Origin of the sequence: Streptomyces sp. NPDC088553 (assembly GCF_044752965.1) — a bacterium.
GTDB lineage: Bacteria > Actinomycetota > Actinomycetes > Streptomycetales > Streptomycetaceae > Streptomyces.
Genome location: NZ_JBIVMG010000004.1, coordinates 557,707 through 581,875 on the forward strand (window position 1 = coordinate 557,707; position 24,169 = coordinate 581,875).

Here is a 24,169-nt window from a genome sequence, read left to right on the forward strand (position 1 = left end):
CCCGGTGGTCGGGGGTGTGCCCACCCGTCCCGCCCTGCGGAACGTATGCCCACACCCCCGACGGGTCCTACTTCGCCGTGCGGCTATCGGCGATCTGGCGGGACATGATCGTCGTGAGTTCGTACGCGGTGTGGGAGGCGGCGACCGCGGTGATCTCGGCGTGGTCGTAGGCCGGGGCGACCTCGACGACGTCCGCCGACACCAGGTTGCAGGAGGAGAGGCCGCGGAGGATCTCCAGGAGCTCGCGGGAGGTCATGCCGCCCGCCTCCGGGGTGCCGGTGCCCGGCGCGTGCGCCGGGTCGAGGCAGTCGATGTCGATGGAGATGTACAGCGGGCGGTCGCCGATGCGCTGGCGCAGCTGGTCGGCGACCTCGTCGGCGCCGCGGCGGTAGATGTCCGCCGAGGTGACGATGCCGAAGCCCATCTTCTCGTCGTCGGTGAGGTCCTGCTTGCCGTACAGCGGGCCGCGGGTGCCGACGTGGGAGAGCGCCTCGGTGTCGAGGATGCCCTCCTCGACGGCGCGGCGGAACGGGGTGCCGTGGGTGTACTCGGCACCGAAGTACGTGTCCCAGGTGTCGAGGTGCGCGTCGAAGTGGAGCAGGGCGACGGGGCCGTGCTTCTTGGCGACGGAGCGGAGCAGCGGCAGCGCGATGGTGTGGTCGCCGCCGAGGGTCATCATGCGGGCGCCGGAGTTCAGCAGGTCGTCCGCCGCGGCCTCGATGGTCTCGACGGCCTCGTTGATGTTGAACGGGTTGGCGGCGATGTCACCGGCGTCCGCGACCTGGGCGAGGGCGAACGGGGAGGCGTCCTGGGCCGGGTTGTACGGGCGGAGCAGGCGGGACGCCTCGCGGATGGCGTTGCCGCCGAAGCGGGCGCCGGGGCGGTAGGAGACTCCGCTGTCGAAGGGGACGCCGACCACGGCGATGTCGGCGGTGCCGACCTCGTCGAGCCGCGGCAGCCGGGCGAACGTCGCGGGACCGGCGTACCGCGGGATGCGGGACGAGTCGATCGGGCCGCGCGGGGTGTTCTGGTCGCTGCTGCTCATGGTCGGGTCCTCCTGGGGTGTATCGGTGGGGGTCCGGTCGGGGCCTCGGGTCTCGGGGCCCCGTCCGGGGGTCTCGGTGCGGTCAGCCGGTCGCGGGGGCCGGAGCGGTCTCCGGCACCGAGTCGGCCTCGGGGTTCTCCCGGCCCGCGAGGCGGGCGCGCCAGTGCGCGAGCACGGCGGCGTCCGTCGGGCGGGTTGCCAGGGAAACGATCACATATGCGGCGAGCGAGGCCAACAAACCATAGTAAACAGGCTCATTTGCAAGGATTCCGTAAGTCCACATCAGGCCAATGACGGCCAGGCCGCCGACGGTGACCGCGGCGAGCGCGCCCTGGACCGTGCCGCGGCGCCAGAGCAGTCCGCCGAGGATGGGCACGAGGAGCCCGCCGACCAGCAGGTTGTAGGCGACGGTGAGGGCCTGGACGACGTCGTTGAGGGCGATGGCGATGAGGATGACGGCGACGCCCATGATGAGGATGAAGGCACGGTTGCCCTTCACCTCGTCGTGGTCGTCCCCGTCGGCCGACACGGTTCCGCGCAGCCGCGACCAGATGTCGTTGTTGGCGACGGTGGCGCAGGCGATCAGCGCGCCGGAGGAGGTCGACATGACGGCGGCGAGGGCGGCGGCGAGGACGAGGCCCCGGACGCCCATCGGCAGCTCGTCCTTGACGATGGTGGCGAAGGCGTCGTCGGCGCTGGGCAGGTTCGGGTACAGCACCTTCGCGGCGGTGCCGATGACGGCTCCGGCGAGGGCGTACGCGAGACAGTAGGTGCCGGCGACGGTGCCGCCCCACTTGGCGACCTTGTCGGTGCGGGCGGTGAAGACCCGCTGCCAGATGTCCTGCCCGATGAGCATGCCGAAGGTGTAGATCAGCACGTAGGTGAAGATCGTCTCGCCGCCGATGCCGAGGGGCTCGAAGTACGAGGTGGGCAGCGCGGCCTTCATCTCGGCGAAGCCGCCCGCCTTGACGACGGCGATCGGCAGCAGCAGGAGCAGCACGCCGATGGTCTTCACCACGAACTGCACCATGTCGGTGATGGTGATGGACCACATGCCGCCGAGCGTCGAGTAGGCGACGACGATGGTGCCGCCGAGGACGATCGCGAGGGTCCGGGGCAGGTCGAAGAGGACGTCGAAGATCGTGGCGTACGCGATGGTCGAGGTGACCGCGAGCATCAGCGTGTACGCCCACATGACGACGCCCGAGATGACGCCGGCCCTGCCGCCGTAGCGCAGGTCGAGCATCTCGGAGACGGTGTAGACCTTCAGCCGGGCGATCCGGGCGGAGAAGAACACGCTCAGCGCGAGCAGGCCGAGGCCGATGGCGAAGACCATCCAGGCACCCGAGAGGCCGTACTTGTAGCCGAGGCCCACGCCACCGATGGTGGAGGCGCCGCCGAGGACGATGGCGGCCATCGTGCCGGAGTACATCCAGGGACCGAGGCGGCGCCCGGCGACCAGGAACTCGCTCTTGGACTTGGCGCGGCGCATGCCCCACCAGCCCATCGCGAGCATGCCGGCCAGGTACAGGGCGATCACTGTGTAGTCGACGGCCATGGGGCCTCCTTCGTTCACCTCGGTGGCGTGTCGTGCAGGGGAGTGACCAGAAGCTGATCGCGGGGACATCCGCCCGTACCCGCGGCCTCTGGATGCCATGACAGTAGGTGGCCGGAAAGCGACGATGAAGTGTACGTTTCCTCCACTGACCGGGCGGGGGATGTACGAAGGGCACATCGCCATGACCTCCGCCGAGCCCGCCGCCACCCCTCCCGCGCCGCCGGTCTCCCTGGCCGCGCTGCTCGCCCGGCGGGACCTCGGGCTGCGGCTGCTCGCCGGTCCCGAGGACGTCTCGATCCACTGGGTGCACACCTCGGAGATGGCCGATCCGTATCCGTACCTCCTCGGCGGTGAGCTGCTCATGACGGCGGGCGTGCTGCTCGCCGATCCGGCGCACTACGTGGAGCGGGTGGTGGAGGCCGGGGCGGCGGCGCTCGCCTTCGGCGTGACGCCGGTGTACGACACGGTCCCCGCGGAGCTCGTCGAGGCCTGCGCCCGGCACGGTCTGCCGCTGGTCGAGGTGCCGCCGAGGACCCCCTTCACGGCGGTGGCGCGGGCGCTGTGGCGGCTGATGGCGGAGGCCCGGCTGTACGAGCTCCGCCGGGTGACCGAGGCGCAGCAGTCCCTGGCGGCGGCCGCGGCCCGGCCGGCCCCGGTCCCGGCGGTGCTCGGCGCGCTCGCCTCACGGCTCGGGGGGCGGGCGGTGCTCTTCGGGCCGGACGGTACGGAGTCGGTGGCGGCCGGCCGGGAGGTGCCCGCGGAGGCGGCCCGGGCGCTGCGGGACCTCGCGGGCGTCCTCGGCCCGCGCCCGGGCGGCCCGGCCTCGGCGAGCGGGGACGGCGGCGGGCTCCGGCTCGCCGCGTACGCGCTCGGCGGCGGGGACGGGCTGACGCTCGGGGTGGCGACGGAACGGCGCGGCGGCCCCGGGGACCACACGATCGCGGGGGTCGCGGTCGTCCTGCTGTCCCTGCTGACGGCCCCGCACCGGGGCGCGGACGCGACCGTACGGGACGGGGCCCTGGTCCGGCTCCTGCTCGGCACGGCCCCCGCGGAGATCGCGGACACCCTGGGCCCGGGCCCGTGGACGGTGGTCCACGCCTCGGGCGGCGACGGCACCCCGTTCGCGGCGGCCGGCCTGGCGGCGGCACTGGGGACACCACTGATGGACGTGGGCGGCACGGCTGCGGGGGCGACGGGCTCGGGGGGTACGAGTCCGGGGGCGACGGGCCCAGGGGGTACGACTCCGGGGGCGGCCGGCTCAGGGGGTACAACTCCGGGGGCGACGGGCTCAGGCGGTACCGCTCCCGGGGCCGCGCTCGGAGCCGTACGCCTGCTCCTGCCCGCCCCCTCCCCCGTCACCGCTCAGTCCGGCTGGACGCTGGGGGTGAGCGCCCCCGTCGAGGCGGGCGAACTCGCGGCGGCCGACGCTCAGGCGGCGCGAGCCCTGCGGCGGGCGGAGGCGACCGGGGCGGATCTGGTGCGGCACCGCCCGGGCGGGATCGCCGCCCTGGTGGACCCGGACGAGGCCGGCGCCCACGCGCGCGCCCTCCTCGCCCCGCTGGCCGAACCGCTCGCCGAGACCCTGCGCGTCTGGCTCTCGCTGCACGGCGGCTGGGACCGGACGGCCGTCGCGATGGACATCCACCGCAACACCGTCCGCCAGCGGATCGCCCGCTGCGCCGCACTCCTGGACCGGGACCTGGACGACCCGGACGTGCGCATGGAGCTGTGGTTCGCGCTCAAGTCCCGGTGAGGTGCGGGGCCGGGGCGCGGATCACCGGGCGCCCGCGGCCTGGGCGGCCGCCAGTTCCTCGACCCGGCTGCGGTAGGCCGCGGCCAGGTCGCCGCCGTTCGCACCGGGAACGCCCTCGGGACCGACCCCGAGGGACTCCAGGACCGCGTCGGCACGGGCCTGACGGTCCGCCAGCCCGTCCATCACGTGCGGGTAGAGGAGGTCGAGTCCGCGCCTGTCGCCGTCCGACAGGTTCTGTCCGTTGCCGGTCGGCGCGCAGCTGCTGGGGGTGGACTTGTAGAAGAAGGCCGGGAACCGGTAGAGCATCACGGACTTCGTGTCGAAGGGCCCGGCGACGAGGTCCGGGGAGTCCACGGTGCGCAGGTTGTGATCCACCTTCGCGCGCGGCCACTTGTTCGGCTCACCCGCGAGGAACGTGTAGATGCCGGGGCGCCGACCCTGGGCGTCCGCCACGAAGACACCGGAGGGGTCCTGGGTGGGGACGTACCCGACCTCGTCCTCCCAGCGGAACTCGCCCTCGCAGGTGCCGCGCATGTTCTGGTGGGAGTGGTGGAACCCCAGCGCGTGCAGGAACTCGTGCCGCACGGTGCCCTCCCACTGGGTGGGCCTGTGCGACGCGAACCCCCCGAGGTTCAGGCTGCGCTGGCCGGGGTTGCCGCCGACCGGGCCTCCTCCCGCACCGATGACACTGTCCGTGCTGTCGGTGCCCACCAGGGAGAAGAAGCCCGGCAGGTCGAAGCTGACCCGGATCTCGGCGGCGAGGTCGGTGTCGTCCTCGGCCCATCGCCGGAACGCGCCGCCCCCGCCGTTCTGCCCGAAGTCGAGTGTCAGGTTGCAGGCGTCGGTGATCTGCTTCGTCGCTCCCGCGATGTCCGCGTGCAGATCGGTGTCCCCGTCGAGGAAGGCGACCCGCACCGTCTTGCCCAGAGGCCATCTCCCGATGTCGGTGATGAGGAACTCCAGGCCACCGGCGGCCGTTGTGCGCCGCCAGCGGTCCCGTACCTCGATCTGGGCGACGACCTCGTCGGGCAGGGATTCGAGAGGGAGGGATTCGAGTTCCATGACGCACCCCTTCGCATCACATTCGAAACGGTTCCCCCCGACCGGCGACGGTCTGACGACGGATGGGCAGCCCGGCTCCCCGCGCGAGCGTGCCGACGTCGGAATCTCACCTCCCAGTATCGCCCGAATGGAGGTCTTCTGCGACTTGACTGTCACTCTGAGTAGTGCGCCAGCCGTCAGGATGACGCAGCGTCAGGACCAGAGCTTGTTCACGGCCGTCTTCGTCGTCGTCTTGAAGGCCGTCAGCGGGGCGTCCTTCAGATCGCCCATCTGGCCCCACCGGACGTACGTGACGGTCTTGCCGTCGCGGCCCACCGAGAAGAGGTGGATGTCGGTGCTGCCGACCTGCGGGTCGGCGGTGTCCAGGCTGTAGACCCAGGCGCCCTCCTCGACGGCGAGCTTGCCGTGGGAGGCGCTGACGGCGTGCAGGCCCGGGTTCTGCCGCTCCAGCAGGGGCCCGCAGCCGGCGAGGGCCTTGCGGAGGGTGTCGACCAGCTTCACGGCGTCGGCCTCGGTGCGGGCGACGGTGGTGATCTGGACGCCGTTGGTGTCGAGCTCGGTGCTGAACTCGCGGTAGCGGGTGTTCTGCGCCGGGATCTTGTACGGGGCGCAGAGTGCGCCGCCGTTCTCCGGGACGCCGGTGAAGACCTGGGTGGCGGTCCACGGGGTCGCCGACGGCGGCATCTGGGAGGCGGCGAGGAAGGCCGGCTGGGCGGCGGCCTGCGCCGGGCCCGTGGCGAGGGCCGCGAGGCCCAGGGCGGCAGCGGCGGCGGTGGCCAGTGCGGTGCGGAGCTTGTTCATGGTGGTGGATCCCCCGTCGGGTCGTTCGGTCAGTGCTCGACCAGCGTCGGGCCGGCCGCCCGCCGCCCGCAACGGTGACGCGCCCACCCTCCGTCCCGGAACCATTCCACCCCCGCTGACGTGCAAGGACGTGAAGGGTGGGACGCAGGGTCGAGGGGGATGGAATGCCGAAGGACGCCGCCGTCGAGGAGTTCGCGGGGCTCGTGCGCGCGCTGAAGGCGCGCGACAGGAGGAGTTACGAGGCGCTGGGCCGGCGCCTGAGCGTCAGCGCGTCCACCCTCCACCGCTACTGCTCGGGCGCGACCGTCCCGGAGGAGTTCGCCGTGGTCGACCGCCTCGCCCGGCTGTGCGGCGCGGACGAGGAGGAGCGGCGGGCTCTGGAGGCGGCCTGGACCCGCGCGGACGGCGCCCGCCGCACTCCGACACCGGAGGCCGTCGGGGAGCCGGCACCCGTCGCGGAGCCGGCGCCCGAGCCCGGCCCTGAGCCCGCGCCCGAGCCCGGCCCGAAGCCGACGCCCGAGCCGGAACTCGTGCACGCGCGCGTGCCGGGCCTCCCGTCCGAGCGGCGGAGGCGCCGGTGGGGGTGGGTGGGCGTGGTCTGCGGGGCGCTGGCGGTCGCGGGGACGGTGACGCTCGGAGCCGTACTCCTGCCCGGGAAGACCCGGGAGCGGGCCGCCGAACCAGCGGCGCCGCTGACGTGGACGGTCGCCTCGGACCTCTGGAAGAACGGGTGCGGGCACACCTACCTCGTGGAGCGGACGCCCCCTCCCCCGCCGGAGGCGGCCGACGCGCGGAGCTGGGCGGCGGCGCAGGGGGCCGTGGACGGCGGGGAGACGCTGGTGCGGGTGTCGGTGCAGGGGAAGAGCGCGGCGGCGGTGGTGCTCCAGGCGCTGCACGTGCGGGTGGTGGAGCGGGGCGCGCCGCTGCCGCGGGCGGCGTACCGGATGGACGACGGGTGCGGCGGGGCGGTGACGCCGCGCCGTTTCGAGGTGGACCTGGACCGGCCGCGGCCGGTGGCGCGGGCGCTGGACGGGTACGACGCCTCCGGGCAGGAGGGCCGGACGCTCCCGGCGGTCTCCTTCCCGTACGTGGTCAGCGCCGCCGAGCCGGAGGAGCTGCTGGTCTCGGCGGAGGCGGCGGGGTGCGACTGCCGCTGGTACCTGGAGCTGGAGTGGAGCTCGGAGGGGCGCCGGGGCACGGTCCGGATCGGGGACGAGGACGGCGCACCGTTCCGGACGAGCGGGGCGAAGGGGCGGCCCGTGTACGAGTACGACTCCGTGGGGCGGGCCTGGATCACAGGCGAGAAGTCTGGACAGGGTGGGTGACCGCTGGGTAACTTCGTTGACGAAAGACTGAGCAAGCGCTTAGACAACTGGGCCTGCACACCGGAGGAGCCGCACCGTGCGCCGTACCGTATTCAACGAGGACCACGAGGCGTTCCGGGAGACCATCCGCGCCTTCATCGAGGCCGAGGTCGTCCCGGTCTACGACGAGTGGTTCGCGGCCGGCCAGGCGCCGCGCGAGTTCTACGACAAGCTCGGCGAGCTGGGCATCTTCGGCATCAACGTGCCCGAGGAGTTCGGCGGCGCGGGCCTGGACACCCACAAGTTCGAGGCCGTCCTCTACGAGGAGACCTCGCGCGCGGGTGTGCAGTTCGGCGGCTCCGGTGTCCACGTGCTGCTCGCCCTGCCGTACATCAAGATGCTCGCCACCGGCGACCAGAAGAAGCGCTACCTGCCGAAGTTCGTCACCGGCGAGGAGATGTGGGCCCTCGCGATGACCGAGCCGGGCACCGGCTCCGACGTCGCGGGCATGAAGACCACCGCCAAGCTCTCCGAGGACGGCACGCACTACGTCCTCAACGGCGCCAAGACCTTCATCACCGGTGGCGTCCACGCCGACCGCGTGATCGTCTGCGCCCGTACGTCCGCCCCGACGGCCGAGGACCGCCGCTTCGGCATCTCCCTCTTCGCCGTGGACACCAAGTCCGAGGGCTACTCCATCGGCCGCAAGCTGGACAAGCTGGGCCTGCGCACCTCCGACACGGCCGAGCTGGCCTTCGTCGACGTCAAGGTGCCCGTCGAGGACCTCCTCGGCGAGGAGGGCAAGGGCTTCTCCTACCTCGGCCACAACCTGGCCTCCGAGCGCTGGGGCATCGCCTTCGGCGCGTACGCGCAGGCCAAGGCCGCCGTGCGCTTCGCCAAGGAGTACGTGCAGGACCGCACCGTCTTCGGCAAGCCGGTCGCGCACTTCCAGAACACCAAGTTCGAGCTGGCCGCCTGCCAGGCCGAGGTCGACGCCGCCGAGGCCGTGGCCGACCGCGCCCTGGAGGCCCTGGACGCGGGCGAGCTGTCCCCGGCCGAGGCCGCGAGCGCCAAGCTCTTCTGCACCGAGGTCGCGCACCGCGTCATCGACCGCTGCCTCCAGCTGCACGGCGGCTACGGCTACATGAACGAGTACCCGATCGCGCGCCTGTACGCCGACAACCGCGTCAACCGCATCTACGGCGGCACCAGCGAGATCATGAAGTCGATCATCGCCAAGTCGATGGGCCTGTAGGTCCAGGTGCCCGACGCGCACAGCGCCCTGGATGCCCTGCTCGATCTGCTCGACCTGGAGCGGATCGAGCGGGACATCTTCCGGGGTGAGTCCCGCTCCGCGCTCGTCCCCCGCGTCTTCGGCGGCCAGGTGGCCGCCCAGGCCCTGGTGGCGGCCGGGCGGACGGTCCCCGAGGACCGGCTCGCCCACTCCCTGCACGCGTACTTCCTGCGCCCCGGTGACCCGGGCGCGCCGATCGTGTACACCGTCGACCGGATCCGCGACGGACGCTCCTTCACCACCCGCCGGGTCGTCGCCGTCCAGCACGGGCAGCCGATCTTCCACCTCTCGGCGTCGTTCCAGACGTACGAGGAGGGGCTCGACCACCAGGCGGACATGCCGGCCGCGCCGGACCCGGAGTCGCTGCCCACACCGGCCGAGATGCTGCCCCGTCACCTCCCCCGCGAGGTCGCGGACCGGCTGATCGAGGCCAGGGCGGCCGTCGACCTCCGCTATGCCGAGGTCCCGCCGTGGGGCTCGGTCGGGGAGCCGCGCGAGCCGCGCTCGCAGGTCTGGTTCCGCACCAACGGCAAGCTGGCCGACGACCCTCTCCTCCACGTCGTCCTCGCCACGTACGTCTCCGACATGACGCTGCTCGACTCCGTCCTGCTCGCGCACGGCCGGGGCGGCTGGGCCGTCGGGGACGTCGTCGGGGCGTCCCTGGACCACGCGATGTGGTTCCACCGCCCCTTCCGGGCCGACGAGTGGCTCCTGTACGACCAGGAGTCGCCGACCGCGTCCGGCGGGCGCGGTCTCGGCCAGGCCCGGATCTACACGCAGGACGGCAGGCTCGCGATCTCGGTCATCCAGGAGGGTGTCGTTCGCGTTCCGCGCCGATGACCGGACATACCGTCCGATGTCATGGCAGAGCAGTCGGGCAGCGGTGAGAGCACGTCCACGGTGATCGTGGCGGCGGTGGCGAATCTGGGGATCGCCGCCGCCAAGGCCGTGGCCGGTGTCATCAGCGGATCCAGCGCGATGCTGTCGGAGGCCGCCCACTCGGTCGCCGACACCGTCACCGAGGTCATGCTGCTCACCGCGCTGAAGCGGAGCGAGAAGCCGGCCGACGAGGACCACCCCGTGGGCTACGCGGGCGAGCGGTACGTCTGGGCGTTGCTCGCGGCCGTGGCGACCTTCGTGGGCGGCGCGGTCTTCTCGGTCTACGACGGCGTCCACACCCTCACCCACGGCGAGGAGCTGGGCGACCCGCTGGTCTCGTACATCGTGCTGGGCGTCGCCTTCGTGCTTGAGGGCTACTCGCTCCGGACCGGCGTCCGGCAGATGCGGGCCGAGGCGGAACGGGCCGGGGCGCCCTTCGCCCGCTACCTCCGCCTCACGCCCGACACCACGGTGAAGGCGGTGGTGATGGAGGACTCCGCCGCCCTGGCCGGCCTGATGCTGGCGGCGGGCGGCCTCCTCGGCGGCCAGATCACCGGCTCCAGCGTGTGGGACGGCATCGCGTCGATCCTCATCGGCGCGCTGCTCGTGTACGTGGCCTGGGTCCTGGGCCGCTCCAACGCCGAACTCCTCATCGGCAGGCCGCTCCCGAGGCAGGTGCGGGCCGAGGTGCGCGAGGAGCTGCTCTCCGTGCCGCACATCGTGGACGTCCTTGAGCTGACGACGCTGATCCAGGGGCCGGGCGAGGTCCTGATCGCCGCGAAGATCGACTTCAGGGACGTGGCGTCGGCGGAGCAGGTGGAGTGGGCGTGCGAGGACGCGGAGTCGCAGCTGCGGGAGCGCTTCCCGCAGATCCGCCGCGTCTACCTGGACCCCACCCCCGCCGTCACCCAACACCGCCCCCGTCCCTGAGCCCTCCGTGTGGGCACGGGGGTCAGAGGAGGCCCGCCGCGTTCAGGGTGTAGGACGTCATCGGTTCGTAGAAGCGCGGGTCCAGGACGTGGTCGTCCAGCGGGATCGTGACCTGCATCGTGCCCTCGGCCTCGCCGATGAAGAGCGCGGGGTCGTTGCAGTCGGCGTAGCCGACGGAGTCGATCCCCCGCTGACCCGCCCGCCCGGCCCACCCGTGGTCCGCGATCACCAGATCGGGCCGCCCGTCCTCGCCGAGCGCGTCGAGGATCGCGTTCATCGGCTCCGGGGAGTGGGTGTGCCAGAGGCTCGCGCCCCGCTCGAAGACCGCGACGTCGGCGAACTGCACGACGTACCCCTCGTCGGCGACGAGCCCACCGGGGATCCTCACGATGTCGCAGCCCTGGGCGCGGAGCCCGGCCGCGACCCGGCTGTGCACGTCGATCAGCGCGCCGGGGTGGCCGGTCGCGAAGAGGACCCGCTCCTTTCCGGCGGCGGCCTTGCGCAGCCGGGCGGCCATCCGGTCCAGGCCGTCCACGGTGAGCTCGGGGTCGATGGTGTCCTGGCCGGCCCGGTGGGCCGGGTCGTCGATGACACCGCAGCGCTCGGCCATCACGGCGAGCACGTCCTGCTCGTCGGTCCAGCGGTCGCCGAGCTCCAGGCCGAGCCAGTAGTGCCGGTCGCCGTTGGCGAGCTTGCGGTAGTGGGAGAGGTTGTTGTCGCGCGGGGTGGCGACGTCTCCCGCGATCCGGGTGCGGACGAGGTGCTCGACAAGGGCGGGGCGGCTGAGTATCGGCATGGGGATCATTCTGGACGACGGCCCGCCGTTGTGGGCAATCGTTCCGTCCCGTGGACCCGCCGGACGGGCCCTAGCCCTTGAGCGCTGCGAAGGCCCCGTGGGCCAGGCGCCGGAGCAGCTCCTCCATCGGCCGGCGACCCACCGCGTCGAGGTGCGGCGTCGAGTTGAGCAGGCCGAACACCGCGTGGACCGCCGTCCGCGACTCCGACTCCCCCGCGTCCGGGTACAGCTCGCGCACCACCGCCACCCACAGCTCCACGTACTGCCGCTGCAGTTGCCGTACCCGCTTGCGGTCCTCGTCCTTGAGGCGGTCGAGCTCGCGGTCGTGGAGGGTGATCAGCGGCCGGTCGTCGAGGGCGAAGTCGATGTGGCCGTCGATGAGGGCGCCGAGCAGGGCCTCGGGGTCGCCGGTGGTCTCGCCGACCCGCAGCCGGCCGCCGTCGAGGAGCCGCTCGCTGATGCCGACGAGGAGCTCGGCGAGCATCGCGTCCTTGCCGGGGAAGTGGCGGTAGAGGCCGGGCCCGCTGATGCCGACGGCGGCTCCTATCTCGTCCACGCCCACGCCGTGGAAGCCGCGCTCGGCGAAGAGGCGGGCGGCCTCCTTGAGGATCTGCTGGCGCCGCGTCGGGGCGTCGGTCCTGCCGGTGGCGGTCCGGGTCGTGGCGGGGGTCGTGGTCATGGATTCGATTCTAGACAACCCGGTTAGCGGTCGTTAACCTGAACGGCATACGTTAACGCTCATTAACCGAGCAAGGGAGCTCGACGGATGCAGCAGGCACCTGTGCTGGCGAGTACGGCGGATCCCGCCTCGCCGGCCTGGCAGGCGAACGAGGCGGCGCACCACGAGCTGGCGGCCGTCCTGCGCGCCAAGCTCGCGGCGGCGGCGCTGGGCGGCGGTGAGAAGTCCCGGGCCCGGCACACCGCGCGCGGGAAGCTGCTGCCGAGGGACCGGGTGGACACCCTGCTCGACCCCGGCTCCCCCTTCCTGGAGCTGGCGCCGCTCGCGGCGAACGGGATGTACGGCGACGCGGCCCCGGCTGCCGGGGTCATCGCGGGCATCGGCCGGGTCTCGGGCCGCGAGTGCGTGATCGTCGCCAACGACGCGACGGTCAAGGGCGGCACGTACTACCCGATGACGGTGAAGAAGCACCTCCGGGCCCAGGAGGTGGCGCTGGAGAACCGTCTCCCCTGCCTCTACCTGGTCGACTCGGGCGGCGCGTTCCTGCCGATGCAGGACGAGGTCTTCCCCGACCGGGAGCACTTCGGCCGGATCTTCTACAACCAGGCCCGGATGTCGGGCGCGGGCATCCCGCAGATCGCGGCGGTCCTCGGTTCGTGCACGGCCGGTGGCGCGTACGTACCGGCGATGAGCGACGAGGCGGTGATCGTACGGAACCAGGGCACGATCTTCCTCGGCGGTCCGCCGCTGGTGAAGGCGGCGACCGGTGAGGTCGTGACGGCGGAGGAGCTGGGCGGCGGCGAGGTCCACTCGCGGATCTCCGGCGTCACCGACCACCTCGCCGAGGACGACGCCCACGCGCTGCGGATCGTGCGGAACATCGTCGCGACCCTCCCCGAGCGCGGCCCGCTGCCGTGGTCGGTCGAGCCGGTCGAGGAGCCGAAGGTGGATCCGGCCGGCCTGTACGGCGCGGTGCCGGTGGACTCCCGTACCCCTTACGACGTGCGCGAGGTCATCGCCCGGGTCGTGGACGGCTCCCGTTTCCAGGAGTTCAAGTCCGAGTACGGGCAGACGCTGATCACCGGCTTCGCCCGGATCCACGGGCACCCGGTCGGCATCGTCGCCAACAACGGCATCCTGTTCGCCGAGTCCGCCCAGAAGGGCGCGCACTTCATCGAGCTGTGCGACCAGCGCGGCATCCCGCTGGTCTTCCTGCAGAACATCACCGGTTTCATGGTCGGCAAGGCGTACGAGCACGGCGGCATCGCCAAGCACGGCGCCAAGATGGTGACGGCCGTGGCCACCACCCGGGTGCCGAAGCTGACGGTCGTCGTCGGCGGTTCGTACGGCGCGGGCAACTACTCGATGTGCGGCCGGGCGTACTCTCCGCGCTTCCTGTGGATGTGGCCGAACGCCAAGATCTCGGTCATGGGCGGCGAGCAGGCCGCGTCCGTCCTCGCGACCGTCAAGCGCGACCAGCTCGGCGACGAGTGGAGCGCGGAGGACGAGGAGGCCTTCAAGGCCCCGATCCGCGAGCAGTACGAGACCCAGGGCAGCGCGTACTACGCGAGCGCCCGGCTCTGGGACGACGGGGTCATCGACCCGATGGAGACCCGGCAGGTCCTCGGACTCGCCCTGACCGCCTGTGCCAACGCGCCGCTGGGAGACCCCCAGTTCGGCGTCTTCCGGATGTGAGGGTGTGAGGACGTCCATGTTCGACACAGTGCTCGTCGCGAATCGCGGCGAGATCGCGGTCCGGGTCATCCGGACGCTGCGGGCGCTCGGTGTGCGTTCGGTCGCGGTGTACAGCGACGCGGACGCCGACGCCCGGCACGTACGGGAGGCGGACACGGCGGTACGGATCGGACCGCCGCCGGCCTCGGAGTCGTATCTGTCGGTGGAGGTGCTCCTCGACGCGGCCCGCCGGACGGGCGCGCAGGCGGTGCACCCCGGGTACGGCTTCCTCGCGGAGAACGCGGGGTTCGCGCAGGCGTGCGCGGACGCGGGGCTCGTCTTCATCGGCCCGCCGGCCTCGGCGATCTCCCTGATGGGCGACAAGATCAGGGCGAAGGAGACGGTGAAGGCGGCGGGCGTGCCGGTCGTCCCCGGCGCGGCCGACCCCGAGCTGGAGGCCGCGGCGCGCGAGTTGGGCGCGCCGGTGCTGCTGAAGCCGTCCGCGGGCGGCGGCGGCAAGGGCATGCGGCTGGTGCGTGACCTGTCGACGCTGACGGAGGAGATCGCGTCCGCGCGCCGCGAGGCCCGTGCCTCCTTCGGTGACGACACGCTGCTGGTGGAGCGGTGGATCGACCGGCCCCGGCACATCGAGATCCAGGTCCTGGCGGACGCCCACGGGAACGTGATCCACCTGGGCGAGCGCGAGTGCTCGCTCCAGCGCCGCCACCAGAAGATCATCGAGGAGGCGCCGAGCGTCCTGCTGACCCCGGAGATCCGGGCGTCGATGGGCGCGGCGGCGGTCGAGGCGGCCCGCTCCTGCGGGTATGTGGGCGCGGGCACGGTCGAGTTCATCGTGCCGGGCGGCGACCCGTCCTCGTACTACTTCATGGAGATGAACACCCGTCTCCAGGTCGAGCACCCGGTGACCGAGCTGATCACCGGCGTGGACCTGGTGGAGTGGCAGCTGCGGGTGGCGTCGGGCGAGCCGCTGCCCTTCGCGCAGGAGGACATCACCCTCACGGGCTGGGCGATCGAGGCGCGGATCTGCGCGGAGGACCCGTCCCGGGGCTTCCTGCCCTCGGGCGGCACGGTCCTTGCCCTGAACGAGCCGGCGGGCGAAGGGGTCCGCACGGACTCGGGCCTGTCGGAGGGTACGGAGGTCTCGTCCCTCTACGACCCGATGCTGTCGAAGGTCATCGTCCATGCCGAGGACCGCCCGACGGCCCTGCGCCGGCTGCGCGCGGCGCTGGCGGACACGGTGACCCTGGGCGTCCCGACGAACGCGGGCTTCCTGCGCCGGCTCCTCGCCCACCGGGACGTCGTCGCCGGCGCCCTGGACACGGGCCTGGTGGAGAGGGACGCGGAGAGCCTGGTCCCGGAGGGCGTTCCGGACGAGGTGTACGCGGCGGCGGCGGCCGTACGGCTCGCGGAGCTGGCTCCGGCGGCGGGCGGCTGGACCGACCCGTTCTCGGTGCCGAGCGGCTGGCGCCTGGGCGGCAGCCCGGCCCCGCTTCCGTTCCCCGTGCGGGCGGCGGGACTCGAACCCGTCCTGGCCGAGGCGCCGGCCGGCGCCCGGGTCACGGACACCTCCGTGACGGTCACGGTGGACGGCGTCGTCCACCGCTTCCACCGGGCCGGCGACTGGCTGGGCCGCGACGGTGATTCCTGGCACGTCATGGATCACGACCCCGTCGCCGCCGCCCTCTCCGGCGCCCGGCACGGCGGCGCCGACACGCTCGCCGCTCCCATGCCCGGCACCGTCACCGTCGTCAAGGTGGCCGTCGGGGACGAGGTCGAGGCCGGGCAGAGTCTGCTGGTCGTCGAGGCGATGAAGATGGAGCACGTCATCTCCGCCCCGCACGCCGGCACCGTCACCGAGCTGGACGTCACGCCCGGTTCGACCGTCGCCATGGACCAGATCCTGGCCGTGGTGACGCCCCGCGAGGAGGAGGTCGCATGACCGCCGCAGGACTGCCCATGGTCGTGCCCGATCCCGCGCTGCCGGCACGGGTGCGGATCCACGAGGTCGGCGCGCGCGACGGGCTGCAGAACGAGAAGGGCGCCGTCCCGACGGACGTGAAGGCGGAGTTCATCCGGCGGCTCGCCGCCGCCGGGCTCTCCACCGTCGAGGCGACCAGCTTCGTGCACCCCAAGTGGGTGCCCCAGCTGGCGGACGCGGAGGACCTGTTCCCGCTGGTCCGCGATCTGCCGGTCCGGCTCCCGGTGCTCGTGCCGAACGAGCGCGGTCTGGACCGCGCCCTCGCCCTCGGCGTCCGGGAGATCGCCGTCTTCGCCTCCGCCACGGAGTCCTTCGCGAAGGCCAACCTCAACCGGACCGTCGACGAGGCCCTCGCGCTCTTCGCCCCCACGGTCACCCGGGCCATAGAGGCGGGGCTCACGGTCCGCGGCTATCTGTCGATGTGCTTCGGCGACCCCTGGGAGGGTGCCGTCCCGGTCGAGCAGGTCGTCCGCGTCACCAAGGCCCTCGCCGAGATGGGCTGCGACGAGCTGAGCCTCGGCGACACCATCGGGGTCGCCACCCCCGGGCATGTGACGGACCTGCTCCAGGCGCTGAACGGCGCCGGCGTCCCCACCTCCCGCCTGGCCGTGCACTTCCACGACACCTACGGCCAGGCCCTCTCCAACACGCTCGCCGCCCTCCGCCACGGAGTGACCACGGTCGACGCCTCCGCCGGCGGCCTCGGCGGCTGCCCGTACGCGAAGAGCGCGACCGGCAATCTCGCCACCGAGGATCTCGTGTGGATGCTCGACGGTCTCGGCATCGAGACCGGGGTCGATCTGGCCGCCCTCACCGCCACGAGCGTGTGGATGGCCGACCAGCTGGGCCGACCCAGCCCCTCCCGTACCGTCCGCGCCCTCTCCCACAAGGAGTGACGTCCCCCATGTCTCTCGACCACCGGCTCTCCGCAGAGCACGAGGAACTCCGCCGTACCGTCGAGGCGTTCGCGCACGACGTCGTGGCGCCGAAGATCGGCGACTACTACGAGCGGCACGAGTTCCCGTACGAGATCGTCCGTGAGATGGGCCGCATGGGCCTGTTCGGGCTGCCGTTCCCCGAGGAGTACGGCGGCATGGGCGGTGACTACCTGGCGCTCGGCATCGCCCTGGAGGAGCTGGCCCGGGTCGACTCCTCCGTCGCGATCACCCTGGAGGCCGGTGTCTCCCTCGGCGCGATGCCCGTGTACCTCTTCGGCACGGACGAGCAGAAGCGCGAGTGGCTGCCGCGGCTCTGTGCCGGCGAGCTGCTGGGCGCCTTCGGTCTCACCGAGCCGGGCGCCGGTTCGGACGCGGGCGGCACCCGTACGACGGCCGTGCGCGACGGCGACCACTGGGTCATCAACGGTTCGAAGTGCTTCATCACCAACTCCGGTACGGACATCACGGGTCTGGTGACGGTCACGGCGGTCACCGGCCGCAAGGCGGACGGACGGCCCCTGATCTCCTCGATCATCGTCCCCTCGGGCACCCCCGGTTTCACCGTCGCCGCCCCGTACTCGAAGGTCGGCTGGAACGCCTCGGACACCCGTGAGCTGTCCTTCGACGACGTCCGCGTGCCGGTGGAGAACCTGCTCGGAGAGGAGGGCCGCGGGTACGCGCAGTTCCTGCGGATCCTGGACGAGGGCCGGGTCGCGATCGCGGCGCTGGCGACGGGTCTGGCGCAGGGCTGTGTCGACGAGTCGGTGAAGTACGCGAAGGAACGTCACGCCTTCGGCCGTCCGATCGGCGACAACCAGGCCATCCAGTTCAAGATCGCCGACATGGAGATGCGGGCGCACATGGCCCGGATCGGCTGGCGGGACGCGGCCTCGCGGCTGGTCCTCGGCGAGACGTTCAAGAAGGAGGCGGCGATCGCGAAGCTGTACTCCTCGACGGTGGCCGTGGACAACGCCCGTGAGGCGACCCAGATCCACGGCGGCTACGGCTTCATGAACGAGTACCCGGTGGCCCGGATGTGGCGCGACTCGAAGATCCTGGAGATCGGCGAGGGCACGAGCGAGGTCCAGCGGATGCTGATCGCCCGGGAGTTGGGCCTCCAGGCCTGACCCGGCCCGACCCGGCCCGGCTCTGCGAGGCCTGACCCGGCCCGGCTCGCGCGGAGGGTCCGTCGCCCCGAGGGGGTGGCGGGCCCTCCCCCCGTACCGGCATTTATGAGGTTAGGCTAACCTACGTTTCCATGACGAACCCCGAGACCGCCCCCTTCCAGTTCTTCCACCTGCGGGTGGACCGGACCCGGCGGCTCGGCCCGTCCCTGGTCCGCGTCACCTTCACCGGCGACGACCTGAAGAACTTCGCCGCCGGCGGCCGCGACCAGTCGCTCTCCCTCTTCCTGCCGCACCCCGGCCAGGACGCGCCGGTCATGCCGCCGCTCGACAACCCGGACATGTACGCGACCCTCGGCGCCTGGCGCGCGATGCCCGACGACGTGCGGGCCGTGATGCGTTCGTACACCGTCCGCGAGCAGCGCACCGAGCCGGAGCACAGCGAGAACGCCGTCGACATCGACTTCGCGATCCACGAGGACGGCGGCCCGGCCTGCCGCTGGGCCTCGCGGGCCACCCCCGGCGACCGCGTGGTCGTGCTCGGCCCGGCGATCGCCGAGAACACCGGTGTCCGCTTCCAGTTGCCCGAGGACGCCGACTCCGTCCTGATCTGGGCGGACGAGACGGCCCTTCCGGCCGCCTCGGCGATCCTGGAGTGGCTGCCGGCCGAGACCCGCGCCCAGGTGTTCCTCGAGGTGCCGTACTCCGGCGACCGCACGGAGCTCGCGACGCAGGCGGACGCGACCGTCACCTGGCTCGTACGCGAGGAGGGGGCGCCGTCCGCCGTGGACGCGGTGCGCGGCGCCGAACTGCCCGGGGAGGCCCCGTACGTCTGGATCGCGGGCGAATCTGGCGCGGTGAAGGCGCTGCGCCGGCACTTCGTGCGGGACCGTGAACTCGACCGGCGCCGTGTGACGTTCGTCGGTTACTGGCGCAAGGGGCTGTCCGAGGACGCGCTGCGCGAGGTCCCGGACGAGACCCAGGAAGACGCGTAGCCCAGGGCACACCCCGTCAAAGGCGGACAGTCCGGTCGAGGGCGGCCGTCAACTGCCGTGACACGTGAGGGGCGAGGGGCCATTGCGGTGAAAAGTTAGGTTAGGCTAACCTTGTTTTACCGCGTCGCCCCTCGCCCCTTTCCCCTGTCCGGAGGGCGCGACCGAGCCCCGTACCTGGAGGCCCCCCACATGCGCTCTCACCTGCTCAACGACGCCACGGCGGAGAGCTACCGACGCTCCGTCACCGAAGGAGTCGAGCGGGTGGCGGACAAACTCGCCGCGACGCGACGTCCGTTCACCGGAGTGACCCCCGCCGAGCTCGCCCCCGTCATCGACGCCGTCGACCTCGACCGTCCGCTCGGCGACTCCTCCGCCGCGCTCGACGAGCTGGAGAGCGTCTACCTCCGCGACGCCGTCTACTTCCACCACCCCCGCTACCTGGGCCACCTCAACTGCCCGGTGGTCATCCCCGCCGTCCTCGGCGAGGCCGTCCTCTCGGCGGTCAACTCCTCTCTGGACACCTGGGACCAGAGCGCCGGCGGCACCCTGATCGAGCGCAAGATCGTCGACTGGACCTGCGGCCGCATCGGCCTCGGCCCCGCCGCGGACGGCGTGTTCACCAGCGGCGGTACGCAGTCCAACCTCCAGGCACTGCTCCTCGCCCGCGAGGAGGCGAAGACCACCGACCTGTCGAAGCTCCGGATCTTCTCCTCCGAGTGCAGCCACTTCAGCGTCCAGAAGTCGGCCACCCTCCTCGGCCTCGGCCAGGACGCCGTCGTCTCCATACCGGTCGACCGGAACAAGCGGATGCAGTCCGTCGTGCTCGCCGCCGAGCTGGCGGCCTGCCGCGCCGAGGGCCTCGTCCCGATGGCGATCGTCGCCACCGCCGGCACCACCGACTTCGGCTCCATCGACCCGCTGCCCGAGATCGCCGCGCTGGCCGACGAGTACGGCGCCTGGATGCACGTGGACGCCGCCTACGGCTGCGGACTGCTCGCCTCGCCGACCCGCCGCCACCTCCTGAACGGCATCGAGCGGGCCGACTCGGTCACCGTCGACTTCCACAAGTCCTTCTTCCAGCCGGTGAGTTCCTCCGCCGTCCTGGTCCGCGACGGGGCCACCCTGCGGCACGCGACCTACCACGCGGACTACCTCAACCCGGCCCGCACGGTCGCCGAGCGCATCCCCAACCAGGTCGACAAGTCCCTCCAGACCACCCGCCGCTTCGACGCGCTCAAGCTGTGGATGACGCTGCGCGTGATGGGCGCCGACGGTGTCGGGCAGCTCTTCGACGAGGTCTGCGACCTGGCCGCCGAGGGCTTCGCGCTGCTCGCCGCCGACCCGCGCTACGACGTCGTGGTCGAGCCGCAGATCTCCACCCTCGTCTACCGCTACATCCCGGAGAACGTCACGTCCCCCGAGGACATCGACCGGGCCAACCTGTACGCCCGCAAGGCCCTGTTCGCCTCCGGCGAGGCCGTCGTCGCCGGCACCAAGGTCGACGGCCGCCAGTACCTCAAGTTCACCCTGCTCAACCCCGAGACCACCGCGGCCGACATCGCCGCCGTCCTCGATCTGATCGCCGGCTACGCCGAGCAGTACCTGGGAGAGACCCTTGTCCACGCCTGAGACGACCGAGATCCACGACTTCATCGGCATCGGACTCGGTCCGTTCAACCTCGGACTCGCCTGCCTGACCGAGCCGATCGACGAGCTGAACGGCCTCTTCCTGGAGTCGAAGCCCGACTTCGAGTGGCACTCGGGGATGTTCCTCGAAGGCGCCCACCTCCAGACCCCGTTCATGTCGGACCTGGTCACGATGGCCGACCCGACCTCGCCGTACTCCTTCCTGAACTACCTGAAGGACAAGGGCCGGCTGTATTCGTTCTACATCCGCGAGAACTTCTACCCGCTGCGGACCGAGTACAACGACTACTGCCGCTGGGCCGCCGGGCGCCTCTCCTCCGTCCGCTTCTCGACGACCGTCGCCACCGTGACGTTCGACGAGGCCGCCGAGGTGTACGTGGTGACCACCGAAGCCGGAGAAACGTTCCGCTCGCGTCGTCTGGTCCTCGGCACCGGCACCCCGGCGTACGTCCCCGAGACCTGCCAGGGCCTCGGCGGCGACCTGATCCACAACTCGCGCTACCTCCCGAACAAGGAGGAGCTCCAGAAGAAGAAGTCGATCACCCTGGTCGGCAGCGGCCAGAGCGCCGCCGAGATCTACTACGACCTTCTCGGCGAGATCGACGTCCACGGCTACAAGCTCAACTGGGTCACCCGCTCCCCGCGCTTCTTCCCGCTGGAGTACACCAAGCTCACCCTGGAGATGACCTCCCCGGAGTACGTGGACTACTTCCACGCGCTCCCCGAGCAGACCCGCTACCGCCTGGAGACCCAGCAGAAGGGCCTCTTCAAGGGCATCGACGGCGAGCTGATCGACGCCATCTTCGACCTGCTCTACCAGAAGAACCTGGGCGGCCCCGTCCCCACCCGGCTCCTCACCAACTCCGCGCTGCACACCGCCGCGTACGAGGAGTCGACCGGCACGTACACCCTGGGCTTCCGCCAGGGGGAGCAGGAGAAGGACTTCACCCTGGAGACCGAGGGCCTGATCCTCGCCACCGGGTACAAGTACACCGTCCCCGCCTTCCTGGAGCCGGTCCGCGACCGCCTCAACTGGGACGGCCAGGGCCGCTTCGACGTGGCCCGCAACTACGCCATCGACACGACGGGCCGCGGGGTGTTCCTGCAGAACGCCTCCGTGCACACCCACTCGATCACCTCGCCCGACCTCGGCATGGGGGCGTACCGCAACGCGTACATCATCGGGGCGATGCTGGGCTACGAGTACTACCCCGTCGAGAAGACCATCGCTTTCCAGGAGTTCGCGGCATGACCGTATCGATACGTCCCTTCGACCCCCTGAAGGACGCGGAGCTGATCCACCCCTGGGTCACCCACCCCAAGGCCGCCTTCTGGATGATGCAGGACGCCGCGCTCCAGGACGTCGAGCGCGAGTACATGGCGATCACGGCCCACCCCCACCACGACGCCTTCATCGGCGAGGTCGACGGCGAGCCGGCCTTCCTCATGGAGCGCTACGACCCCTCGAAGCTGGAGCTGGTCGGGCTGTACGAGCCGCGGCCCGGTGACGTCGGCATGCACTTCCTCGTCGCCCCCACCGACACCCCCGTGCACGGCTTCACCCGGACCGTGATCACCGCCGTGATGGCGGAGCTGTTCGCCGACCCGGCGACCGCCCGGGTGGTCGTCGAGCCGGACGTGTCCAACAAGGCCGTCCACGCGCTCAACGAGGCCGTCGGCTTCGTGCCGGAGCGGGAGATCCAGAAGCCGGAGAAGAAGGCCCTGCTGAGCTTCTGCACCCGGGAACAGTTCGAGGCCGCCGCGGGAGTCACCGTATGAGCACCACCGATGTGTCGAACCCCGTCGCGCACCTCACCCCCGAGCTCTGGGCGGACGCCAACCGCGCGCTGATCCGCAAGGGCCTCGCCGAGTTCGCCCACGAGCGGCTCCTCGACCCGCGGGAACTCGGCGAGAGCCGCTACGCGGTCCTGTCGGACGACGGCACCACCGAGTACCGCTTCACCGCGGACCGGTACGCCCTCGACCACTGGCAGGTCTACGCCGAGTCGATCAGCCGCCACCGCGGCGACGAGCAGCTTCCGCTGGACGCGCTCCAGTTCATCACCGAGCTGCGCGGCGCCCTCGGCCTGAGCGACGAGGTCCTGCCGGTCTACCTGGAGGAGATCTCCTCCACGCTCGCCGGTACGGCGTTCAAGGCGACCAAGGAGCCGGTCACCTCCGCCGAGCTCACCCACGCCGGTTTCCAGGCGATCGAGACGGGGATGACCGAGGGCCACCCCTGCTTCGTCGCCAACAACGGCCGGCTCGGCTTCGGCGTCGACGAGTTCCGCGCGTACGCCCCCGAGGCGGCGAGCGAGATCCATCTGATCTGGCTGGCGGCGCGGCGCGACCGCACCACCTTCACGGCCGGCGCGGGCATCGACTACGAGACCTTCGTCCGCGCGGAGCTGGGCGACGCGACGGTGGACGGCTTCGCGGCCACCCTGGCGGCCCGCGGTCTCGACCCGGCCGACTACCTCCTCGTGCCGGCGCACCCCTGGCAGTGGTGGAACAAGCTGTCCGTCACCTTCGCGGCCGAGGTCGCGCAGCAGCGCCTGGTGTACCTGGGCGCGGGCGACGACACGTATCTGGCGCAGCAGTCGATCCGTACCTTCTTCAACGCCTCGGACCCGACCAAGCACTATGTGAAGACGGCCCTCTCGGTCCTCAACATGGGCTTCATGCGGGGCCTTTCGGCCGCGTACATGGAGGCCACGCCGGCCATCAACGACTGGCTGCACACCCTGATCGAGTCGGACGCGACGTTCCGCTCGGCCCGCTTCTCGATCATCCGCGAGCGGGCGGCCGTCGGCTACCGGCACCTGGAGTACGAGGCCGCGACCGACCGCTACTCGCCGTACCGCAAGATGCTGGCGGCGCTCTGGCGCGAGTCCCCCGTGCCGACCCTCGCCGAGGGCGAGCGGCTCGCGACGATGGCGTCCCTCCTCCACGTGGACCACACGGGCGCGTCGTTCGCGGGTGCGCTGATCAAGGAGTCGGGCCTGGAGGCCTCGGTCTGGCTCCGCCGGTACCTGGACGCCTACCTGCTCCCGGTCCTGCACAGCTTCTACGCGTACGACCTGGCGTTCATGCCGCACGGCGAGAACGTGATCCTGGTCCTCGACGAGCGCGGCGCGGTGTCGCGGGCGATCTTCAAGGACATCGCCGAGGAGATCGTCGTCATGGACCCGGCGGCGGTCCTGCCGCCGGCGGTGGAGCGGGTCCGTGCGGAGATCCCCGAGGACATGAAGCTCCTCTCGGTCTTCACGGACGTCTTCGACTGCTTCTTCCGCTTCCTGGCGGCGACGCTCGCCACGGAGGGCGTCCTCGACGAGGACGGCTTCTGGCGGACGGTCGCGGAGTGCGTGCGCGGCTACGAGGGGTCGAAGCCGGAGCTGGCGGACCGGTTCGCCCAGTACGACATGTTCGCGGAGACCTTCGCCCTGTCGGCCCTGAACCGGCTCCAGCTCCGCAACAACAAGCAGATGGTCGACCTCTCGGACCCGTCGGCGGCCCTCCAGCTCGTCGGCGACCTGGTCAACCCGATCGCTCGCTTCGCCTGACCGGAGCGCGCCCGTCGGGCGCCCCCGGCCGCGTCCCGCGCGGCCCCCGAGACCGGTGTGAGCCCCGGTGGAGTACGGTCCTCCGCCGGGGCTCACATCTGTGCTGCCCCGGGCGCTGACCCACCCGT

The 24,169-nt window shown here is 71.7% G+C and carries 20 protein-coding genes; 14 read left to right on the plus strand and 6 right to left on the minus strand.

From position 1 onward, the window contains the following. Positions 1–67 precede the first annotated feature (67 nt). On the minus strand, positions 68–1,045 hold the full coding sequence (gene speB / locus ACIP8Z_RS15565; RefSeq protein WP_402083411.1) for an agmatinase: 978 nt from the start codon (positions 1,043–1,045) through the stop codon (positions 68–70). An 82-nt stretch (positions 1,046–1,127) separates the two neighbouring features. Next, positions 1,128–2,603: a sodium:solute symporter gene (locus ACIP8Z_RS15570; protein ID WP_402083414.1), complete on the minus strand. Its 1,476-nt coding sequence runs from the start codon at positions 2,601–2,603 to the stop codon at positions 1,128–1,130. A gap of 181 nt (positions 2,604–2,784) precedes the next feature. On the opposite strand from ACIP8Z_RS15570, the gene ACIP8Z_RS15575 reads away from it, so the two are divergent. Beyond that, a complete protein-coding gene (locus ACIP8Z_RS15575) occupies positions 2,785–4,356 on the plus strand; it encodes a PucR family transcriptional regulator ligand-binding domain-containing protein (protein ID WP_402083416.1) in 1,572 nt (523 codons plus the stop codon). Positions 4,357–4,377: 21 nt separating this feature from the next. Here the strand turns inward: ACIP8Z_RS15575 and ACIP8Z_RS15580 are convergent, their stop codons facing one another. Both ACIP8Z_RS15580 and ACIP8Z_RS15585 read right to left on the minus strand, forming a co-directional pair. Next, the gene (locus ACIP8Z_RS15580) at positions 4,378–5,418 is read right to left on the minus strand and encodes a hypothetical protein (RefSeq protein ID WP_402083419.1); all 1,041 of its coding nucleotides are present in this window, start codon (positions 5,416–5,418) and stop codon (positions 4,378–4,380) included. 192 nt (positions 5,419–5,610) lie between these two features. Then, positions 5,611–6,219, minus strand: a complete 609-nt coding sequence (locus ACIP8Z_RS15585; RefSeq protein WP_402083422.1) for a hypothetical protein — start codon at positions 6,217–6,219, stop codon at positions 5,611–5,613. 164 nt (positions 6,220–6,383) lie between these two features. On the opposite strand from ACIP8Z_RS15585, the gene ACIP8Z_RS15590 reads away from it, so the two are divergent. From ACIP8Z_RS15590 to ACIP8Z_RS15605, 4 genes are all read left to right on the plus strand, one after another. Beyond that, complete coding sequence (locus tag ACIP8Z_RS15590) at positions 6,384–7,544, plus strand: helix-turn-helix domain-containing protein (protein ID WP_402083424.1); 1,161 nt, start codon at positions 6,384–6,386, stop codon at positions 7,542–7,544. Between the two features lie 76 nt (positions 7,545–7,620). Continuing rightward, positions 7,621–8,778, plus strand: coding sequence for an acyl-CoA dehydrogenase family protein (locus tag ACIP8Z_RS15595; protein ID WP_355957990.1), 1,158 nt, complete (start codon positions 7,621–7,623; stop codon positions 8,776–8,778). 6 nt (positions 8,779–8,784) lie between these two features. Further along, complete coding sequence (locus ACIP8Z_RS15600) at positions 8,785–9,657, plus strand: acyl-CoA thioesterase (RefSeq protein ID WP_402083427.1); 873 nt, start codon at positions 8,785–8,787, stop codon at positions 9,655–9,657. A 21-nt stretch (positions 9,658–9,678) separates the two neighbouring features. Then, the gene (locus ACIP8Z_RS15605; RefSeq protein ID WP_402083430.1) at positions 9,679–10,626 is read left to right on the plus strand and encodes a cation diffusion facilitator family transporter; all 948 of its coding nucleotides are present in this window, start codon (positions 9,679–9,681) and stop codon (positions 10,624–10,626) included. Between the two features lie 22 nt (positions 10,627–10,648). On the opposite strand, the gene ACIP8Z_RS15610 is transcribed toward ACIP8Z_RS15605, so the two are convergent. After that, positions 10,649–11,422 (minus strand): phosphatase, encoded by a 774-nt coding sequence (locus tag ACIP8Z_RS15610; RefSeq protein ID WP_402083433.1) that lies wholly within the window; start codon positions 11,420–11,422, stop codon positions 10,649–10,651. A 70-nt stretch (positions 11,423–11,492) separates the two neighbouring features. Beyond that, positions 11,493–12,101, minus strand: coding sequence for a TetR family transcriptional regulator (locus tag ACIP8Z_RS15615; RefSeq protein WP_402083436.1), 609 nt, complete (start codon positions 12,099–12,101; stop codon positions 11,493–11,495). Positions 12,102–12,188: 87 nt separating this feature from the next. On the opposite strand from ACIP8Z_RS15615, the gene ACIP8Z_RS15620 reads away from it, so the two are divergent. The 9 genes from ACIP8Z_RS15620 (at position 12,189) to ACIP8Z_RS15660 (ending at position 24,041) form a co-directional block, all read left to right on the plus strand. After that, on the plus strand, positions 12,189–13,796 hold the full coding sequence (locus ACIP8Z_RS15620) for a carboxyl transferase domain-containing protein (RefSeq protein WP_319309502.1): 1,608 nt from the start codon (positions 12,189–12,191) through the stop codon (positions 13,794–13,796). 16 nt (positions 13,797–13,812) lie between these two features. After that, entirely contained in the window at positions 13,813–15,735 is a 1,923-nt protein-coding gene (locus tag ACIP8Z_RS15625; protein WP_402083438.1) for an acetyl/propionyl/methylcrotonyl-CoA carboxylase subunit alpha, read from the plus strand. After that, positions 15,732–16,670 (plus strand): hydroxymethylglutaryl-CoA lyase, encoded by a 939-nt coding sequence (locus ACIP8Z_RS15630; RefSeq protein WP_402083441.1) that lies wholly within the window; start codon positions 15,732–15,734, stop codon positions 16,668–16,670. The genes ACIP8Z_RS15625 and ACIP8Z_RS15630 overlap by 4 nt, the downstream gene beginning before the upstream one ends. A gap of 8 nt (positions 16,671–16,678) precedes the next feature. Then, on the plus strand, positions 16,679–17,839 hold the full coding sequence (locus ACIP8Z_RS15635) for an acyl-CoA dehydrogenase family protein (RefSeq protein ID WP_402083444.1): 1,161 nt from the start codon (positions 16,679–16,681) through the stop codon (positions 17,837–17,839). Positions 17,840–17,970: 131 nt separating this feature from the next. Continuing rightward, positions 17,971–18,831, plus strand: coding sequence for a siderophore-interacting protein (locus ACIP8Z_RS15640; protein ID WP_402083447.1), 861 nt, complete (start codon positions 17,971–17,973; stop codon positions 18,829–18,831). Positions 18,832–19,020: 189 nt separating this feature from the next. Then, a complete protein-coding gene (locus ACIP8Z_RS15645) occupies positions 19,021–20,460 on the plus strand; it encodes a pyridoxal phosphate-dependent decarboxylase family protein (protein ID WP_402083449.1) in 1,440 nt (479 codons plus the stop codon). Beyond that, a complete protein-coding gene (locus ACIP8Z_RS15650) occupies positions 20,447–21,730 on the plus strand; it encodes a lysine N(6)-hydroxylase/L-ornithine N(5)-oxygenase family protein (RefSeq protein WP_402083452.1) in 1,284 nt (427 codons plus the stop codon). Before ACIP8Z_RS15645 ends, ACIP8Z_RS15650 begins: the two co-directional genes overlap by 14 nt. Beyond that, a complete protein-coding gene (locus tag ACIP8Z_RS15655; protein ID WP_402083455.1) occupies positions 21,727–22,257 on the plus strand; it encodes a GNAT family N-acetyltransferase in 531 nt (176 codons plus the stop codon). The genes ACIP8Z_RS15650 and ACIP8Z_RS15655 overlap by 4 nt, the downstream gene beginning before the upstream one ends. Continuing rightward, positions 22,254–24,041: an IucA/IucC family protein gene (locus ACIP8Z_RS15660; protein WP_402083457.1), complete on the plus strand. Its 1,788-nt coding sequence runs from the start codon at positions 22,254–22,256 to the stop codon at positions 24,039–24,041. The genes ACIP8Z_RS15655 and ACIP8Z_RS15660 overlap by 4 nt, the downstream gene beginning before the upstream one ends. Positions 24,042–24,169: the final 128 nt, after the last annotated feature.